At 44.9% G+C, this 18,828-nt stretch carries 21 protein-coding genes; 2 read left to right on the forward strand and 19 right to left on the reverse strand.

Going from position 1 to position 18,828, the window contains the following annotated elements; all coding sequences use genetic code 11:
- Nucleotides 1-27: 27 nt before the first annotated feature.
- The 6 genes from EL84_RS29180 to EL84_RS29210 form a co-directional block, all read right to left on the reverse strand.
- A complete protein-coding gene (locus EL84_RS29180; protein WP_047843987.1) occupies nucleotides 28-564 on the reverse strand; it encodes a GNAT family N-acetyltransferase in 537 nt (178 codons plus the stop codon).
- A gap of 537 nt (nucleotides 565-1,101) precedes the next feature.
- Nucleotides 1,102-1,584, reverse strand: a complete 483-nt coding sequence (locus tag EL84_RS29190; protein WP_053061651.1) for a hypothetical protein — start codon at nucleotides 1,582-1,584, stop codon at nucleotides 1,102-1,104.
- Complete coding sequence (locus EL84_RS29195) at nucleotides 1,584-2,105, reverse strand: cysteine hydrolase family protein (protein ID WP_047843989.1); 522 nt, start codon at nucleotides 2,103-2,105, stop codon at nucleotides 1,584-1,586. Before EL84_RS29195 ends, EL84_RS29190 begins: the two co-directional genes overlap by 1 nt.
- Nucleotides 2,106-2,135: 30 nt before the next feature.
- A complete protein-coding gene (locus EL84_RS32095; protein ID WP_161799455.1) occupies nucleotides 2,136-2,294 on the reverse strand; it encodes a hypothetical protein in 159 nt (52 codons plus the stop codon).
- 306 nt (nucleotides 2,295-2,600) lie between these two features.
- Nucleotides 2,601-3,146 carry a GrpB family protein gene (locus EL84_RS29205; protein WP_047843991.1) on the reverse strand — a complete coding sequence of 182 codons (546 nt, stop codon included), beginning with the start codon at nucleotides 3,144-3,146 and terminating at the stop codon, nucleotides 2,601-2,603.
- 207 nt (nucleotides 3,147-3,353) lie between these two features.
- On the reverse strand, nucleotides 3,354-4,844 hold the full coding sequence (locus tag EL84_RS29210) for a glycoside hydrolase family 43 protein (protein WP_047843992.1): 1,491 nt from the start codon (nucleotides 4,842-4,844) through the stop codon (nucleotides 3,354-3,356).
- A 180-nt stretch (nucleotides 4,845-5,024) separates the two neighbouring features.
- Between EL84_RS29210 and EL84_RS29215 the strand changes: the two genes are divergently transcribed.
- A complete protein-coding gene (locus EL84_RS29215) occupies nucleotides 5,025-5,927 on the forward strand; it encodes an ArsR/SmtB family transcription factor (protein ID WP_047843993.1) in 903 nt (300 codons plus the stop codon).
- Between the two features lie 108 nt (nucleotides 5,928-6,035).
- Here EL84_RS29215 and EL84_RS32350 read toward each other — a convergent pair whose 3' ends face one another.
- From EL84_RS32350 to EL84_RS29260, 10 genes are all read right to left on the reverse strand, one after another.
- The gene (locus EL84_RS32350) at nucleotides 6,036-6,185 is read right to left on the reverse strand and encodes a hypothetical protein (protein ID WP_165790026.1); all 150 of its coding nucleotides are present in this window, start codon (nucleotides 6,183-6,185) and stop codon (nucleotides 6,036-6,038) included.
- Nucleotides 6,186-6,288: 103 nt separating this feature from the next.
- Nucleotides 6,289-7,233 carry a GNAT family N-acetyltransferase gene (locus tag EL84_RS29220; RefSeq protein WP_047843994.1) on the reverse strand — a complete coding sequence of 315 codons (945 nt, stop codon included), beginning with the start codon at nucleotides 7,231-7,233 and terminating at the stop codon, nucleotides 6,289-6,291.
- Nucleotides 7,234-7,271: 38 nt separating this feature from the next.
- Nucleotides 7,272-7,511 carry a hypothetical protein gene (locus EL84_RS29225; RefSeq protein ID WP_047843995.1) on the reverse strand — a complete coding sequence of 80 codons (240 nt, stop codon included), beginning with the start codon at nucleotides 7,509-7,511 and terminating at the stop codon, nucleotides 7,272-7,274.
- Nucleotides 7,508-8,137, reverse strand: a complete 630-nt coding sequence (locus tag EL84_RS29230; RefSeq protein ID WP_047843996.1) for a hypothetical protein — start codon at nucleotides 8,135-8,137, stop codon at nucleotides 7,508-7,510. Before EL84_RS29230 ends, EL84_RS29225 begins: the two co-directional genes overlap by 4 nt.
- Before the next feature lie 39 nt (nucleotides 8,138-8,176).
- The gene (locus EL84_RS29235; RefSeq protein ID WP_047843997.1) at nucleotides 8,177-8,878 is read right to left on the reverse strand and encodes a DUF1361 domain-containing protein; all 702 of its coding nucleotides are present in this window, start codon (nucleotides 8,876-8,878) and stop codon (nucleotides 8,177-8,179) included.
- 41 nt (nucleotides 8,879-8,919) lie between these two features.
- Entirely contained in the window at nucleotides 8,920-9,822 is a 903-nt protein-coding gene (locus EL84_RS31560) for a GNAT family N-acetyltransferase (RefSeq protein ID WP_082219169.1), read from the reverse strand.
- Between the two features lie 26 nt (nucleotides 9,823-9,848).
- Nucleotides 9,849-10,259 carry a GNAT family N-acetyltransferase gene (locus EL84_RS29245; RefSeq protein WP_047843998.1) on the reverse strand — a complete coding sequence of 137 codons (411 nt, stop codon included), beginning with the start codon at nucleotides 10,257-10,259 and terminating at the stop codon, nucleotides 9,849-9,851.
- A 128-nt stretch (nucleotides 10,260-10,387) separates the two neighbouring features.
- Nucleotides 10,388-11,617 (reverse strand): amidohydrolase, encoded by a 1,230-nt coding sequence (locus EL84_RS29250; protein WP_047843999.1) that lies wholly within the window; start codon nucleotides 11,615-11,617, stop codon nucleotides 10,388-10,390.
- A gap of 215 nt (nucleotides 11,618-11,832) precedes the next feature.
- On the reverse strand, nucleotides 11,833-12,387 hold the full coding sequence (locus EL84_RS29255; RefSeq protein WP_047844000.1) for a methylated-DNA--[protein]-cysteine S-methyltransferase: 555 nt from the start codon (nucleotides 12,385-12,387) through the stop codon (nucleotides 11,833-11,835).
- A 42-nt stretch (nucleotides 12,388-12,429) separates the two neighbouring features.
- Nucleotides 12,430-13,134, reverse strand: coding sequence for a DNA alkylation repair protein (locus EL84_RS29260; protein WP_047844001.1), 705 nt, complete (start codon nucleotides 13,132-13,134; stop codon nucleotides 12,430-12,432).
- 190 nt (nucleotides 13,135-13,324) lie between these two features.
- On the opposite strand from EL84_RS29260, the gene mgtE reads away from it, so the two are divergent.
- Nucleotides 13,325-14,695: a magnesium transporter gene (gene mgtE / locus EL84_RS29265; RefSeq protein ID WP_047844002.1), complete on the forward strand. Its 1,371-nt coding sequence runs from the start codon at nucleotides 13,325-13,327 to the stop codon at nucleotides 14,693-14,695.
- Between the two features lie 70 nt (nucleotides 14,696-14,765).
- On the opposite strand, the gene mmsB is transcribed toward mgtE, so the two are convergent.
- Genes mmsB through chvE form a run of 3 tightly spaced genes read right to left on the reverse strand, consistent with a single transcriptional unit; the run spans nucleotide 14,766 to nucleotide 18,570 of the window.
- Nucleotides 14,766-15,929: a multiple monosaccharide ABC transporter permease gene (gene mmsB, locus EL84_RS29270; RefSeq protein ID WP_036674453.1), complete on the reverse strand. Its 1,164-nt coding sequence runs from the start codon at nucleotides 15,927-15,929 to the stop codon at nucleotides 14,766-14,768.
- Nucleotides 15,898-17,463 (reverse strand): multiple monosaccharide ABC transporter ATP-binding protein, encoded by a 1,566-nt coding sequence (gene mmsA, locus EL84_RS29275; RefSeq protein ID WP_047844003.1) that lies wholly within the window; start codon nucleotides 17,461-17,463, stop codon nucleotides 15,898-15,900. Before mmsA ends, mmsB begins: the two co-directional genes overlap by 32 nt.
- 21 nt (nucleotides 17,464-17,484) lie before the next feature.
- Nucleotides 17,485-18,570, reverse strand: coding sequence for a multiple monosaccharide ABC transporter substrate-binding protein (gene chvE / locus EL84_RS29280; protein WP_047844004.1), 1,086 nt, complete (start codon nucleotides 18,568-18,570; stop codon nucleotides 17,485-17,487).
- Nucleotides 18,571-18,828: the final 258 nt, after the last annotated feature.

Genomic DNA, 18,828 nt, shown 5'->3' on the forward strand with positions numbered 1-18,828 from the left:
TGGTATATTCCCCTTTATCGATGTTTTTCATAGAGATTTGATCAATTCTGTATGGGCAAAGGTATCCTCCGAATGTTCAAGATCACCATAAATTCTACTAATCTGATTGAATCCGGATTTGATCCAGAAGCGTAATGCAGTCCAATTTTTGAGCGCTACGTTGATTCGAATTTCCTTGTAACCAAGCTCGGAGATGTGAAGAGTCAGTGCCTGAATTAATTCTTGTCCATATCCCTGCTTCTGGATCTCGCTCTGGATATATAAAAATTCGAGATAGATTGAATCCTCGGAGGGATACCCATGGTACACACTTAACAAACCAATATAGCGGTCATCCTCATTTGTGCGAATGGATTGAATTCGATAATTCTCCAGTCTGCCTCCCGGCGGAAGGTGGCCTTCTTCAAAACATTCTTTCACATAGTTCCGATCATGCTCTTGTCCATCCCATTGATGCAAGTACCTACTGGTCTCATATATGGACTCGAGTTCAGGAATATCGGATTCTTCCACATTCGAGACAATAAGTCGGTCTGACTTCCATTCTACTGGAAGTTGCTTCATCGTAATCACTCCATCTTTATATCTATATAAATTAAACTATTGAATATTTACACTTACCACTCCGATGACAGAACAACCTTCCGATCGCTGTTATCCCCAAATTTTTTTGATTCATTTTATAATGGGAAACTCCGGAGATAAGCCTATGCTTCCGATGCAGCTTTCTTTCAGAAAGCTATTAGGCGAACACTTCGCTTCTTCAGTTTTTTTCTGTCCTCTCCGTTTCGTGTAAATATTCAGTTCAATTTATTTAGTTATTTTCTTTTTTATATACAAGATTACATGAATTCCTGCATAAATAAACAGAACATTGAACAAATATAGAAGTACATTTAAATAGATGCCAGATATAAACCAGATTGTTCCCTCAGAATTAGCATAATGATAATCCGTAAAGAATCGGAGCGGGAAACCATACTCTGTTCGGAACGGTCCATCTTCAGTATGTAAAGTTCCAGGAATACATAGGATGGCTAATACAGCAAGCCAGGCTGATAGATTCATTATTCTTTTGTTAATCGTCAATACATCTCCCCCTTATTCAACACTAACGGTATCTTCACCAAAATATGTCCCTTCCAACTTTTGATCCAAAAAGTCTCTTAAGTCCTTTTGATCAAGTATATATTTCGAACTTCTATTAAATCTGCTTTTTGTGGATACAATAATCTGTTTCCGATTGTATTGAATTTTAATTTCAGCCTTATGCTTTAATTTCAAAGCAATTCCTGCACTAATGCTTCCTGTGACATCATCTACTGGTATTTTGGCTGATTCGGGGGCTGCATTCAGCCAGCCGACTATACGGCTAATGTCTTCTTTACTTAACGTAACATTGTCAATGCTAGTATGTGCTCCACCGTCGCCTGTCCTAGTGTACACGACAATGCTCATCTCTGTGCTTATCACTCGATTTCTTGAAATAGGCTTATTTGGATCTGGATTACTCGTGATTTGAAAATACAAAAACAGGATTGCCGCACCTATGAAAAACCAGAATCGCCTACGTTTTCCTAGCATTACAGCGCATTCTCCGTATCCACCACGTTGGCAAACAGTCTCAGTACCGTATTGTGATGTACAATAATCTGCTCTGCTTGAAGCGTCTTTGAATTCCATGTGCTGTGCGCATCTTGAACCAGATTGACCGTGTATCCCAGACTGAACGCTCTGCGGCAAGTCGTGTCTACACATACCTCAGTCTGCATACCCGCGAGAATCAACTCCGTCACTCCATCTTCTTGCAATTTCAGATGCAGATTGGTTTTGTGAAACGAATCCGGTGTCTCTTTTTCGATAACGAGGTCACCAGCTATAGGTGCAATGGACGGATGGATATCCCACCCCGGTGTTCCTCGTTCCAGTGGACTGCCTGCCCCTTCGCTGTGCTGGATATATATGATGGAATGCCCTGCTTCACGGGCTCTGGCAATTAACACCTGGATCTTCTGAAGCAATCGTTCCCCCTGATATACGGGATCTGCTTCATCAAACATCGCTACCTGTACGTCAATGATTAGAAGTGCACAATGCGTTGTCATTTTGCTTTCCTCCTGACAAATCAATTTAATTCAACTCTTTTTTCTTCGTACCTTTAACAAAACTTCCAATCCCATATCAATCAGTACAAATAGGATAGCGGCAAGAACGCCAAATAAGGTCAGAACTAACGTCTCTTTGAAATCCAAGATTGCTTCTCCTGCGCCCATGACCAGATAATAGATGTACATGCCTAAAACTCCAGCACATGCATAGCCTAATATCCTCGTACTTAGATACAACACATGATTAGGGAATTGTATGCGGCTGAGCAGATAGTCTAGCAATATCGATAAAGGTAGCCCGATCAACAGGATCAAGGGAGTCGCGTATATTCGGATAAATAAGAATGTAAAAATCAAAACTGTAGGATTCATTCATCGATATGAGACTCGCAGCCAAAGTAAAACAAATGATAGTTAGAACGGTTGTTATCAGCTTTCTTCCCATGTTCATCTCATCACTCCAATACAGTTATCTCTATTCATTGGATGTGCTCATGCGTCAGATTTTGCCGGCTGCCATCCGATTTCTTGAGACCAACGATGTGCTCTCTGTAATATGCTCCACACCATTGGTCCTTTTCCTTCAACATATTTGGGACGCTGATCTTTATACAATGACATGAGTCTGTGCTTTTCTTCTGCATATTTCAAACAATCTTCTGGATGCTCCCTTAAATAGTCTCTGAACAGCAAGGTCATCTGCTCGGAGAAACTGCCTACCTGTCTAACGTGTATATGTATCCTTCTGCTTCCGGGTTCTTCACGAAAGTAACGTTTAGTTTTATCTGAATTTTCTGCTCTGAATACAAATCCGACGGTTTCGATCTCACGTTTGTAGTCCAACAAATTTTCATACTGGGAAACAGATATTTGTATATCTATGATGGGTTTGGCATCTATTCCAACAATTGAAGTGGACCCAACATGGTCAATCCGCACGGCCTTTTCTCCTAACGCTTCTCTTAATTTCGAACCCGTTTCGAGAAACAAATCACGCCATGCCGGATCATACTTTGCAATTCTCCATTGATCCTCCATACAACTCCTCCTTGGTTATCCAATCAAGCTATATATTTAAATAACACGTTCTTTTAACCTTTTGTTACATGTAGATTATTTAGTGATGCCATATAGATAACAGCAGCTTTTTCCAAGTTTAAATCTTTATTGGCATTTATTAATATATCTATATTTTTACACAAATTAAAAAAAAGAGAAGGACCCTTAGGCCCTCCCCTTAACTTCTTAATGATAATCACACTTGAAATTTGTAAACTCAGCTGAAGTATCTTGCCCACTCGCGTATAACCCAATAAGTACGCCTGTAAAACCTCCTGCCACCTCCGAGGATAGGTATCTCGTCTGTGCCGTGCCTAACAGAATCTCTTCACCATCTGCTTGAAACAGGAAACTGTAGCGTTCCTGGCTTGAGCGGATCACCAGTGTTGCATGCTGTTTATTTCCCAGATCCACTTCATGTTCTCTCGATTTGATATCACCGATATTTAGACGCTCGATCACCTTATAGCCGTCCTGCTCCTGACGAATAGCCACTTCATAATGATGATTCTCATCCATGTAGATCGTGATCCCGGCTTCTCCACTCGTCAGACTAACATCGACAGAAATCGTAGCATTAAAGTCTTTTTGACGTAGCCCGATGAAGGTTGGGGATGCCGGAACGTCCAGCGTGACATCGGTTCCTGTTAGCGTAAGCTTATCTGATTCGAGCTGATAATACTCTGTATTTGGATGACGAAGGTAACACCAGTCGAGGTTCCAGTCTGTATTTGCAAACGTATAATGCTTCTTATCTTGCTGGATCACCGTAACTGGGATACGATTGGTCTCAAAACTCGTCAGCGTTGTGCCTTCATGCCCGGCTGTAAACCATCCGTCTTCACCAAACGTAATTGGAGTCAAGAACACCTCACGACCCAGATGATGGTACGTAGCCCATCTGCCGATCTGTCGGAATCCCAAGTGAAAGAGCCACCAGTTCCCCAGATCATCCTGAACCAGATCACCATGCCCGACACCCTGGAGCTCATACCCACCCAGATTGCGATTCGTTAGAACCGGATTGTGCACGTAGGCTTCGAACGGTCCCGAAGAAGAAGTCCCCCGAGCATACGTAACCATATGACCATATTCGGTGCCGCCTTCAGCTGCAAGCAGATAATAATAACCGTTCATTTTATAGAGATGCGGGCTTTCCAGATATCGTCCACCTGTTCCGTTCCATATCGAACGACTTGGGCTAAGTTTGCGGCCAGTTTCAATTTCAAGCTCGCACTGAACAATTCCGCCAACGCCTTCATCATCCACCCCGTTACTCATAAACAAGGTTTTTCCATCTTCAAAATACAAATCCGGATCAATTCCCCCTTGATCCACATAGATAGGCTCAGACCATTCTCCGTAGATATTATCCGTCCAGACATAGAAATTCTGATGCGTCGTATCATTCGTTGTGACCATATAAAAACGCCCGTTATTGTGCCTGATGGTTGGGGCAAATACACCCCCGGAGCTATTCACCGTCTCGAGCTGAATCTGGCTTTTATGAGTCAGGCAGTGACCAATCTGTTTCCAATTCAGCAGATCCTTGCTTTCAAAGAGCGGTACGCACGGAAAATATTGAAAAGAACTACACACCATATAGTAGGTATTGTGCACCTTAATCACACTAGGGTCTGGATAAAAACCTTTTACAACAGGGTTATTGTATTTCATTACTCCACTCCATCTCTTATCATAAAATTCACAAATATAAGAATTCAACTTCGTAACAACTACAAAAATTAAACACCATCGGGCATTAACTTGCAATGAATCTGGATTGCATCTTGGAGTTAATTTTATTAAATTAATATATATGTGATTTTAGAATATTGAGTGTAGGGAGTTGTACAGATGATCAAAGCAAATGGAGAGCCCCAGTTCCTTCCTTTATATGAGGCGCTGGCAAGTGAGGTCAGATGGAGAATCATGGATATGATTGCAGATCGCGAAATGAATGTGAAGGATATTGCGGTAGTATTAGAGCTTAGCCCCTCCATTGTCACGATGCATATTCGCAAACTGGAGGATGCGGGTCTAATTGGTAGCAGGCGAGTTCGGATCAACGGAGGGACGCACAAATTATGTTACCTCAAACAAAATCAGATTGAAATCGAGCTGCCATCCGCAAGCCAAACTTCACGAACCAGAGAACAGACGATAGCCGTGGGGCACTACACTGCTTTTGATATTCATCCTACTTGTGGGCTAGGGACACTTGAGAAAGAAATCGGCGTATGGGATGATCCCCGTTACTTCCTTGATCCCGAGCGGGTACACGCCGCTATCCTGTGGTTTGGGAAGGGCTATGTTGAATATAAAACACCGAACTTTGTCCTTCCTGACCAGACAACCGATGCTATTGAAATTTCGATGGAACTGGCGTCTGAAGCTCCGGGATTGCGAGATCATTGGCCTTCCGATATTCGTTTCACCTTCAACGGCGTTTCTCTCGGAACGTGGACAAGCCCTGCCGACTTTGGCAGAGCAGCACGCGGCAAATATACACCAGAATGGTGGCATCGCAATGTGAATCAGTATGGATTGTTGAAGACTATTCGTATCGATGCCTACGGTACCTATATGGATGGTGAGCGGATGTCAGACATTACTCTCAAAGATGTCAAACTAGGCGAACCGTTCTGGACGCTACGTTTCACGGTTGACGAAGAAAGCCCCAACGTAGGGGGATTAACGATCTATGGTGCCGGTTTTGGTAACCATGATCAGGATATTGTTATTCGTGTATTGGGTTAAAGTGGCTAGCTGCGCTGCCCAAGAATCCTCCCTTTCCTGACCTACAGGAGAGGGAGTCATCCAAATGCTGCTCCTCAGCTAATTTTGAAACACAAGCCTAATCAATCTTTACCCTCGTTCTTTCAACAGGTCCTTAATTTCCCTTAACTCTGATAATATTTCTTTGGTGTGCTGGCTATTTTTGGAGTTATCTATTCCAACTTTCACAACATAAATACCGAGGAACAGATACACCACCAACATAATGATCATTCCCATGTATATCTCTCCTTTCGAAAGTAGCAGCACATTGCTACGAACGTTTACTATCCTCTCTCTCCAACTGATTGCCATGGAATGCCTTCAAAATAAATGGCAACCTTCATTGTGATTCCTCCTCAGGAATATACATCGTCTGAATCTCCTGCACACCCGGAATAAATCCCAGATTCAGATACACGGACTCCGCATCATTTCCTTGCATCACATACAATCGTAGAACGGGATACTTACCCTTAAGTTCATTTAATGCTCTCTGTAACATCAGTGTAGCAAGCCCTCTTCCTCTATATGCCGGCCGAACCCCTATGCTATATACAGCAGCCTGATTATCTTGCAAGCACAAGCGACAATTTGCAATAAGCTGTCCCGTTTCCTTGTCATATACAAGCGTGGACGCTTCGGTCAGAATTTCATTGGTATAATTAGGGTCATCACTTGGTATAAAATCTGCAAGAGTGGTATGTTTTCTTCGTGTAGCTTCAAGACTTCCTGCAAAACTCTCCAGGTCACATTGAGCAATCTCATCTTCATTCACATATTTTTTGGTGCCGGTTTCACTTTCAATAATCTCTGGACTCTTCACGGTTACCCTGTTGTCCCATTCGACTTCAAAATGATCTGTAGGCCGCTGCATCCAGCGACATCTAAACTCCACTGGCCAGAATCCAGCTCGTGCGTATAGATCAACTTGGTCTGGAAGAATCTCAAAGGTCAGAATGCGTTTGGTGCGATCCGACCACTGTAATAATTTATGCTTCAGAAGCTTCAATACATCAAAGCACTGCTGGAATGGCGGGACAAAAAACAAATGATACATCCGGTTAGGCTCCATTCTCACGCCACCTATTTTGCTTTCCCCTTTGTAAATCCAGTACGCACTGATCTTGGAAGAACTGAACTCTTCTTCCCTGAAAAATCCGACATAACGCATATCATAATAAACCGTGCAATATAATCCCCATTCGGCAAAATCTGCTTTGCGAATCGAATATTCATCCGACAGATCATATTGAAGAATATCTGTAGACCACTCAGTTAAACCCATACGTAATTCCTCCTCAGTTTTAATTAAATGCCAAGCAATCAAATCATTTTTCTATACGCCACCCCGTGAACATCAAAATACCAATTTCCCGTTAATTCTTCTTCTCCGTGGATTACATCCGCATTGGTCAGCAAATGATACTCACCTGCGAGAATTTCCGTCCGATCAGGCTGATCGGTTTCCAATATCAGTTGGTCAATCAATTGCCGCGCGATTCTTTGGTACATATCCATCACAGCCAACAATTCTTCCGTGATTTCCTGGGCTATCGCCTTCACACCTTCATATCCTTATCCGGGTATCCAATTTCTGCAATTTCACCTTCGATATCACTTAATTTCAGTTCATCATTTAATTGCTGTAGTAAGACCTCATCGATCGGCTTCATATCAAATACCTGTTCAACCAGTTTGATATCCAACGCTATCTCGTAGTAATCCTGTGCCCAAGCATGATAATATTTCGCGCCGCCTACCAAAATCTCTAACAGTTCGTATTCATGATCCCCAAGCTCCGTGCCCGCAGACCACCCTTCCTGATCCGCCACACTCCAGATACAGAACGTCGTCTGATCCATTACAAATGCCGGCTCTACCACAAAAGTATTAAATGCTTCTGGAACGCTTTTTACCACCTCACTCCTATCAACCTTATGCTGAAGTGTATACTCTTTATCAAAGCCTTTAATAATTAGCCCATTCGGACTGAATATTGCAAAATAATGATCTCCTTGCCCATTTCTCATGGATGCCATTTGCTCATTCGTGTCCCACTGGGAATTATACGAGTAATACCTGTACTCCCATTCCGGCATCAAAATGGCATCCAGCATAGCTGCTGCCTTTAGAATCTGTTTGCATTCACTAATGTGAGGAAGTTTATCAAAAAAATTAAGATTACCCATCGTGTGATATTGCCTCCTTCACCCTTTCAAATGGAATAATTAGTTGCCCGACCTTGCGGTTAGCAAGGATATAATAACGTATCCAAAAAGTTGAACCGCAAATACAATGACAACAAACTCAACCATTATGCTGTTCGCTGCATTAAAATCATTCACAAGATCCACGAAGATCTTCCCAGGTTGGGATAATATATCCCACGAATTCCACCGATTAAATCTACCAATGTAAACCCCTATACTGCTCAATAGCAAAATAACACCGACAACCATCATGCTAATGTACTTATTTATTAATTTGTTTAACATGCCATGGATTTGAATGATTGAACAAGTTGAGAGCAGCAATCCGATGATCGCTACGGCAAACGTCAGGGTGAGTCCATACCAAAAATCAATATTAACCCAAAATCTAACCTCCCCTTGAGCATCAAAATATCTGAATGAATGCAGAATCTCCGTAAAAAGGTAGGCCGCATTGGGCAGAAAAAAGAGCCATACTCCACACATCAGCCCCATACATATCATGCTCGTTGTGGTTAATTTCTTATTGAATATGTATCTAATGCAGGATGAGATGATAAATGGTACCCATGCCAGGAACATATCCCAACTTAAAAATCGATACATATTTGTATCTGATTGGGCACGTAAATACATCACAACACCTAGACAACATAAAGTAGCCACGAGCAAGGTAACGATGAGTCGGAGATCTTGAACTGGATGTTTGTTATCTTTCATTTCTTTGCTTCTACTTCCTTTTCCTTGATGAATGTTATAAGTTATAAATACTTTTTAAATGCCTTGCTGGATTCTCCGTTGTACCCCAATTTCGTATAAAAGTGATGTGCTTCGTTTCTGGATGATCCGCTCGTAAGAAACACCTTCACACAATTTTTCTGCACACACACTTGCTCTACATATTTCATCAATTCAGTACCATATCCCTCGCTCTGCACATGTTCCGTAATGATAACCCGCTCAACTACGCCGAATGGTCTATTTTCCACCAAAGCATCCAGACAAATATGTAAATGAGCCGTGCCAATTACCTGATTACCCATTTCATACACAAACAAGAAACTGTTTGGGTTATTCCGAACCTCTTCAATCCGTTCTGCCAGTACCTTCGTGTTTAAGTTGTTCGGCAATAATTCTTTATACAGCCTTTCAATAACCGCTGCATCTCTAGCTTCTGCCTCTCTTATCATCAAGCTTCCCCTCCCTGTTACCTCACTTGATAACTTAAAAATGATATCACCGTTGTCCTCGAATTCACCCGTGTCCTGAAATCCGCAACTTTTATACAGCGCATTTGCCGCAATGTTATGTGGAACATGGGATACCCTGATTTGCTGGCAGTCTTTTCTCTCTTGCAACATACGAACCACTTCTTGAATGGCAAGTTTGCCATAACCCTTCCCCTGGTACTTCTCATCAATCATGAAGCGCAGAATCCAGTAATACCCGTCATTGTAGATCTCATTATCAAATAAAATAAAACCGACCATCTGATCCTCTGCCAAAATACCGTATGGTTTGGACGTAATCTCCTTCGTTGCATGAATCAATGAATCCGCATTGCTTGCAACCAAATCCAGCTGATCTTGCCGTGGTTTAAGGTGGATGCACTCGAGTTCATTTTCTTTGGTTATAGGTTCTAGGCTTACTTTCTTCACATCCACAATCCTCTCTCCTTGCAGCTTATTTACTAGATTTTCTTGATCAATATAATCTCCAAAGGTTGTGTATCCAACAACAGAGCCCCTGCATCAACATACCCCAGCTTTCGATAGAAATGTTGGGCATGTTCGTCTGATTGTGTTGAAGTCATCACCGTATCAAAGCCTTGTTGCTTCATTAAATTTTCCCAGTGATGCACCACTTTTTTGCCATATCCGCCGTTTCGATAGGGTTCATCAATCCAGATCATATTCATGAAGGGAAGGTTATCCCAAAAGTAACCGTACCTCATCCATCCAACTCTTGATCCCTCGTCCTCGTCCCATAGGATGAATATTTCTTTCTCACTAATCTTCGTTTTCACAAGTGGCTGATGGATATGCCGATCTCTTTCAATGATGTAGTCGTAGTCAGCTTCCGTTGCATACTCAATCTTCATTTGTAATACTCCCTTCATTAACTACGTCCATCATAACCCAAAATGTGGTATATGCGAACAGTTCTTTCCTCTTTTTCTCCCATGCCAAAAAACCACGGTTTCCCGTGGCTGCACTCGCTCTATTTTCCTCAATCCGCTGTTGATCCGCTGACCAATTGCCCCTTGTACCATACGGCCTGCCGCGCAGATCGCCGCGCAACGGCTTCCGCCGAACAACTCGCATGCACCAATACAAAACTCGCGGTGTCGCCTACCTTCGGCCAGACTTGTTCGCCTTGTGAATCCAGCGGTGTAATCCCGCCTGTTACCCATGCCAAAGATTGAGACAAGGACAGTTCGTCGCTATATCCGTACAGTTCTGCGAATCGTCCCGCTTTTTCAAGCATATCCCCATTGCCAAAAGGAGACCAATGATCCGTCAGGCTGTCTGTGGCCAGCTTCACGTTCACACCCATACGGTGGAGCATGGGAAGAGGCATCATCGTTCTGCCAATGGGCACCGTGGAAGCAATGCTCATCCCAAGCGAGGCCATTCGCTGCGCCATATCTTCTGCTTCCTGCTGCTCTGCGCGGGCGAACCAGAACGCATGACTTACCGTAACTTTACCCTGAAGCCCTGCTGCTTCGGTCAGATTTGCGAGTTCCAGCAGCGTTTGTTTGCCAGCCTGCCCGCCATCATGCAGATGAATATCGATGCCCGCCTGATGCTGAACAGCCAGTTCAACCATGGCGTTCAGTGATTTCTCGATCTGTTCGTCCACCGTATGAGGATCAAGTCCGCCCACATGCGTTGCACCTTCCTTCATCGCTTGGCCCATAAGCTCCACTGAATGGGAGCGAAGCAGTCCATGCTGCGGGAAAGCCACGATCTCCGAAGAGATTTTGCCCGAAAATGATTCCAGAGCCTGTCGCGTCGCTTCCAGTCTTTTCAAGCCACTGACGGGTTCAATATTGCAATGACTACGTACATGAGTGGAGCCGTACCCCTGGATCAAGGTCAGAATACTCTCCGCTTGACGCTTGGCATCTGGTAGCAACTTGGGCAACAGAACCTTCTCTTCTTCAATACGTTCGAAAATACTGGAGATACGCTTAACGGCTGTCCACGGCCCATCGTAGTAGGTTTTATCCAGATGAATATGTGCCTCCTCGAACGAAGGCAACAGCAGAAGTCCCTTGCCATCTACTTGTGGTAGATCGCTAGACAATGGGTTGTTTCCTTCCACAATCTCCGCGATCACCCCATCTTCAATCCGCAGATGAGCGGGGCTTGTCCGTGTCCCCGTCACCTGTTCCCCTTCCCGAACATAACTCCGCTCCAAAGTCACATTGGTTAACCAGTAGGCCTGCTTCAACATGTCATCCCCCTTTTCTCACCCGGCATTAGGTCCCCCGGATACCCATTGATCTATGATCCATGGTACCATACGGTTTCACCGGGCAAAAATACGTAAAACGTTGGTGTTCCATATGCGGAACGTTTGTATTACTCTACCTAATACATGTAAAAAAACAGGCACAATACGTGCCTGCCCCGTCCACTCGCCTTAATCTTCTTGATTACGCGAGTTTATTAAAAATGAAACCGCGCATGCCCTCCATCGGTCACACCTTCAATCCGTTCGATATCCAGCAGTCTGCGCTTCATCTCCAAACCTCCGCGGAACCCTGTCAGCTTGCGATTAGCCCCGATAATGCGGTGGCATGGTAGCAGAACCGGAATCGGATTAGCCCCATTTGCAGCCCCAACTGCTCGCACAGCTGAAGGTCTTCCAATCGCAGCAGCTATATCACCATAGGTCCGGATTTCACCATAAGGCACACGCCCTAGCTCTCTCCATACCTCCTGTTGGAAGTTCGTTCCGATCAAGTCCAGTGGGATAGCATCTGTATAAGCCATGGGTTCTCCTGCAAAATAGGACTGCAACCAATCCATCATACCTGTTTGTTTCAGAGCATCCTCGTTCTCTTCCAGTTCCACGCCAGGTGCAACTTTCTGTATCCAGCCGTTCCAATCTTCCAATGTTTCGTTTGGCATGACCACTCGGCACAATCCCTGTTCCGTAGCGAGCAGCACCCATGGACGACCGTCCAACTGCATCGTGGTGTACATCAACTTTTTTCTCATTCGTTTATCGCCCTCTCCCCGGTGGAATGCTTAATGCTAGAACTAGGAGGTAATCTGCTTCTTCACCTTACGTTTCATACTGCGGATCATTTGCTTGCTCTCTGGATCCACGCGATAAGATTCCGTGATTTTCTGAAGTGCCTTATTATACGTAAAATCGTCCAGGGTATTATGGTTCAGATAACGCATAGTCACCTCAGGTTGTTTCACATAAGCCATTGAGATGGCCCAAGCCACTGCCATTTTCACATAATACGCCTCGTGCCTAATCTGATCCAATGCGGATAGAACCTGATCGATATATCGCTCATTCAGATAAAAATTCAACAGCATTACCACACCAAACCGGATTTCATATTCCTGATCAGATCTCAGATACGGTTGCAAGAACGCCCACATGGGCTCCGAATGGACCTTCGTATATTTCAGTCCCGCACAGAAGCTGTCACACACCGACCAGTTGTCAATCTTCGGTACAAATGTTTCAATAGCCTTTAACAGCTCGTCCAGATCAGCCTGTACATGTCCAATGACCATCGCTTGCAACATCACTTCTTCAAAATATTCATCCTCTGCCGTTTCCAGATACGTGCGCCAGTCCCCGGCGGCAAGTTGCTTGGCAATTTTTCGTAAGGCTGGCAACCTTACACCAAGTACATTCGTGATGTTGGGAATAAGTGCGGCCGAGAATTTTTGATACTCCGGCTCAACCATGCTGAGCAATTGTGTTCTGATATCTACTTCCACTAGCGCATGTCCTCCTCGTCTGTTGCTGTACAACAAGTATATCCTTGAAGCGGCTGTTTGTAAGCCCATATCGAATAGGTGAGCAAGATTACAATATTATTTTTGGCGCTCCCTTTTTCCCTTCGTTGTTTGACTTTCAACCCATTCCGTTTAAAAATATGAAGTTGACCATTCAGAAAGGAGTGTCGATATGAACAGACCTCATACCAAGAAAGATTTCTCCGTGGAGGAGATCACCGAACAACTCGTGCAACATGTACAATCCCGGAACCTTCCCGATTTCTATAAATTGGTGAAAGAACTGCATCCCTACGACCTCTCACTTGTATATAAAAAGTTCCCTGAAGCAGAAACCAATCGGTTTCTGCTCCTGTTCAAACCTGATGCTCTGGCGGATCTCGCCGAGACCTTGAAGCTACACGAACAGATTCAACTGTTTGAACGACTTGGGCCGGAACGAACACTTGAAGTCATGCAGCAGATGGACAAAAGTGATCTGATTCGGTTCATGCACGATTTGCCCGCCAAACGCAGAGAAGAATTGCTGTCCAATATGAATCTGGATCACTCTGCCATTATCCGATCCGTGCTTAATTACCCGCCGGAAACGGCAGGACGCATCATGACAGATCAATATCGGACCCTGCTCGCTCATGAGACAGCCAAGGAAGCCTTACGACAATCACAAGGTACCATGCATATCTCAGCCTCCAGTTATCTCTATGTAACCGATAATGAAGGCAAACTGGTCGGTGTCGTGAGTTATCGATCCCTTGCCTTGGCTGACGATAAGACCCAGGTTGAAGAACTGATGACCCGGCGGGTGATCCATGCAACGGTAGATATGGACCAGGAAGAAGCAGCACAGCTTCTACAGCGTTATGAGTTTATTGCACTTCCGGTGGTGGATGAAAATCACAGATTATGCGGTATCATTCAGATGGATGATGTCATCGATATTATTATGGATGAAGCCAGTGAAGATTTGGCCAAGATGGGGGGCGGTAGCAAGGATATCGACTTTGATACCAAACCACTCGTGGCCGTCAGACGCAGGCTTCCCTGGCTCATCTTGCTTCTATTGATTGGTCTAATCTCGGGAAGTATTGTGGATTTCTTTGAGGATACACTCAATCAGGTTGTGGCATTGGCATTTTTCATGCCGATGATCGCAGGTATGACCGGTAACACAGGAACGCAGTCTCTGGCTGTTGTGGTACGCGGACTGATCGGACGCAAACTCGACAAAGCCACCGTACTCGCACTGATTGGTCGGGAGATCAAGGTAGGCATAATGATTGGCTTGGTATGTGGATTACTGATTACTGTCATCGCTTATTTCTGGCAAGGGGACTGGCTGCTGGGTGCCATTATTGGGGTATCTCTGTTCCTCACTCTGGTCATTGGTACACTGACCGGTACATGCATCCCGCTTCTGCTTAGTCGTTTCAAAGTCGACCCGGCTGTTGCCTCTGGCCCGTTAATCACCACATTGAATGATATCTTGTCCCTGTTTATCTATTTTGGCATCGCCACACGTTTCCTCGATGCCTTAATGTAACTAAGTCGTGCATACAGCAAAACAGACCTGATCTTGAGATCAAGGTCTGTTTTTTTCATTTTACCAAGTGTTACGCTGATCTTTTATTTTTATTATAGATATCAAACGCTACCGCGAGCAGCAGTACCAATCCCTTAATTCCCTGTTGCCAGTCAATACCGAGACCAATCAGGGACATCCCGTTATTCAGCACACCCATAACTAAACCACCGATGATGGCACCAAATACCGTACCTATGCCCCCTGAAGCGGAAGCACCACCGATGAAGCAGGCCGCAATGGCATCCAGCTCGAAGTTGGTACCCGCTCTTGGCGTAGCTGCATTCAGACGTGCGGCGAAGATCAACCCGGATACCGCGGCAAGTGTACCCATGTTCACGAAAACCCAGAAGGTTACCTTTTTTGTTTTGACTCCGGACAGACCTGCGGCCTTCTCATTACCTCCAAGCGCATACACATGCCGTCCCATGACAGTACGATTCATAACGAAGGAGTACACAACGATCAGGACAAACAGCAGGACCAGGATATTCGGAATACCTGCATAACTTGCGAGTACAAACGTAAACAGATTTGTCACAACAGCCACCACAATCAACTTGAGCAAAAACAGTCCCTGTGACACGACCTCGAATCCATATTTTCGCTGGGAACGGCGTTCCCGCAGTTCATTGACAATGTACCAGACGGTGAGCACAAGACCCACAATGATAGATACCAGACCAAAACCTGAGAATTGAATGTCCGCCAGGAAGCCAGAGCTTATTTTCTGGAATCCACCTGGGAAAGGAGAGATCGATTGCCCCTCCAGCACGATCATCGTTAAGCCGCGGAATAGCAGCATCCCTGCCAGCGTCACGATAAATGCCGGAATCCGCACATAGGCGATCCAGAAGCCCTGCCATGCACCGATCAAAGCGCCAACCAGCAAGGAAGCGATGACCGCAAGCCAAGCCGGAAGCTGCCAATCAACCATCATAATCGCGGCAACGGCACCAACAAAGGCTGCAATGGAACCAACAGACAGGTCAATATGCCCGGTAATGATGACCAGCACCATTCCGATTGCCAGCACCAAAATGTAACTGTTCTGCAAAATCAAATTTGTAATATTAATCGGCTTGAGCAACAGCCCGCCTGTAAGTACCTCGAACAAAAGCATAATCACTACCAAGGCAATAATCATACCGTATTGACGGATATTATTTTTGAACAGTTTTGTTATCATTTCCATGCTTGCCGCCTCCAGACTTGGTCATATATCTCATCAACGTTTCCTGTGATGCTTGCTCCCGGCTGACTTCACCGGTGATTCGCCCGGCATTCATCACATAGATCCGGTCACACAGGCCAAGAACCTCCGGAAGCTCGGATGAGATTACCAGTACGCCCTTGCCTTCAGCAGCAAGCCGATGAATGATCGTATAGATTTCGAATTTCGCTCCCACATCGATACCGCGGGTAGGTTCATCCAGGATAAGAATATCTGGTCCGGCAAAAATCCATTTGCTGAGCACCACTTTTTGCTGGTTGCCTCCACTCAGATTACCGGTCTTCTGCAAAATACTTGGTGCTTTGATGTTCATGCTTTTCTTCATCTTTTCCGCCACCAGTACTTCTTCACGCTCGTTCACTACTGCGTTTCGCGTCAGCTTGCTCAGACCCGTTAAGGAAATATTGCGCTTGATGTCATCCATCAGAATGAGTCCGTATTCCTTGCGGTCTTCTGTCACATAAGCAAACCCATTCTGAATAGCCTCTGTGACGGTATTGTTGTGGATCGGTTTACCATTCTTAATGAGTTGACCCGAAATATTCCGGCCATAGGATTTGCCAAATATACTCATGGCAAGTTCGGTACGCCCAGCGCCCATCAGCCCGGCAATACCTACAATCTCACCACGTCTGATATTCATATGGATCTGATCCAGTACCTTCCGCTCGGCATGATGTTCGTGATATACCGTCCAGTCCTTTACCTCAAGGATAACTTCACCAATGGTCGCATGACGCTCCGGATAACGGCTAGTGAGATCACGTCCTACCATTCCGCTAATAATCCGGTCCTCCGTCACTTTTTCCTTCTTCATATCCAACGTCTCAATTGTCTTGCCATCCCGTAAAATAGTCACCGAATCGGATACCTTGGATACCTCATTCAGCTTGTGTGAGATCAGGATACAGGCGATGCCCTGTTTCTTGAATTCCAGCATCAACTGCAGCAGATTTTCACTGTCGTCCTCGTTCAGTGCAGCGGTTGGCTCATCCAGAATAAGCAGCCGCACCTTTTTGGAGAGCGCTTTCGCAATTTCGACCAGTTGCTGCTTGCCTACCCCGATGCTGGATACCAGCGTGTTTGGATTTTCGCTCAGTCCCACCTTCGAGAGCAGTTCTCGTGTACCTACAAAAGTTTCCTTCCAGTTGACAATTCCTCTGCTGGCACGCTCATTGCCCAAATATATATTTTCCGCGATTGAAAGGTAGGGAATCAGGGCCAACTCCTGATGGATAATGACGATTCCCAGATCCTCGCTCTGCTTAATATCCTTGAACTCACAATTTTTGCCCTGAAATAAAATGTCGCCTTCATACGTGCCATGTGGATATACACCACTCAGTACCTTCATCAACGTAGATTTACCTGCGCCATTTTCACCACATATGGAATGAATTTCGCCTTCACGGACTTTCAGATTGACATTTTCCAGCGCTTTGACGCCAGGAAAGGTTTTGGTGATGTTTTTCATTTCCAGAATGATTCCGGCCATGGGATGTGCTCCTTTCATTTATTATTTCAGTCCGATTTCTTCCTTCGTGTAATACTGTGTACCAACGATATCCTGCTCCACATTTGTACGGTCCACCGAGATGGGATCCAAGAGATACGCCGGAACAACCTCAATTCCGTTGTTATATGATGTTTTGTCATTAACTTCCGCCTGTTTTCCTTGCAAAATACTATTGGCCATCTCTACCGTCTTCTCCGCTAGCTTCCGTGTATCCTTGAACACCGTCTGCGTCTGTTCCCCGGCCACAATGGACTTGATCGAGGCAAGTTCGGCATCCTGTCCTGTAATAACGGGCAGCGGTTTGTTCGAAGTACCATAACCAATCCCTTTCAAGGATGAGATGATACCAATACTGATTCCATCATAAGGAGATAATACTGCATCCAGGTTATCACCCGAGTAATAAGCACTCAGCAGGTTATCCATCCGTGACTGGGCCAGTGCCCCGTCCCAGCGCAAGGTCGCAATCTGGGCCATCGTCATCTGCTTGCTCCGTACCACCAGTTTGCCGGAATCGATGTACGGCTTCAGCACAGACATCGCACCGTCGAAGAAGAAATAGGCGTTATTATCATCAGGAGAGCCACCAAACAGCTCAATGTTATAAGGTCCTTTTCCATCCTTGAGCCCAAGCTTTTGTTCGATGTAGGAGGCTTGAAGCACACCCACCTTAAAATTGTCGAACGTGGCGTAATAGGTTAGATATGGCGTATTTCGAATGAGCCGATCATACGAGATCACTTGTATCCCTTCGTCATGCGCTTTCTTGATTACATCCGTTAATGTGTTGCCATCCACGGACGCAATCACCATCACATCCACACCTTTGGTGATCATGTTTTCAATCTGTGAAATCTGATTCTCGACCACATCCTCAGCGTACTGAAGATCGGTTTTGTACCCCTGGTCCTGAAACAGACGGACCATGTTCTCCCCGTCTCCCACCCATCGTTCTGATGATTTGGTTGGCATCGATATACCGACATATCCCTTTTCTTTGCTGCCTGGGCCACTCTCTGCCAGATTGCAGGCCGAGAGCATCAAGGTCATCACCAGAAGCCAGATGAGCATTGCTCCTTTTTTCATATGAAGTTCCCCTTTCCTCACGTCATACGGTTCTGAATGAGTTATAAGATAACGCTTACAATACATATAGTGCATCCTGTTGCTTGCTGTTCCTGTCTGAGACTAATGGTAGCATTGGAGATGCCGCAAGGTCTTTGCACGTTTTGAACCTTTTTTATAAAAATTTAACTTTTGATGGAAACGCTTAAAGTACAAGTTTGATCCACGAGATACCATTCCAGAGTCAAAAAAAAGGATATGCTCCACTTCGCTTCACAC

Source organism: Paenibacillus sp. VT-400, from assembly GCF_001029205.1.
Classification (GTDB): Bacteria; Bacillota; Bacilli; order Paenibacillales; family Paenibacillaceae; genus Paenibacillus; species Paenibacillus amylolyticus.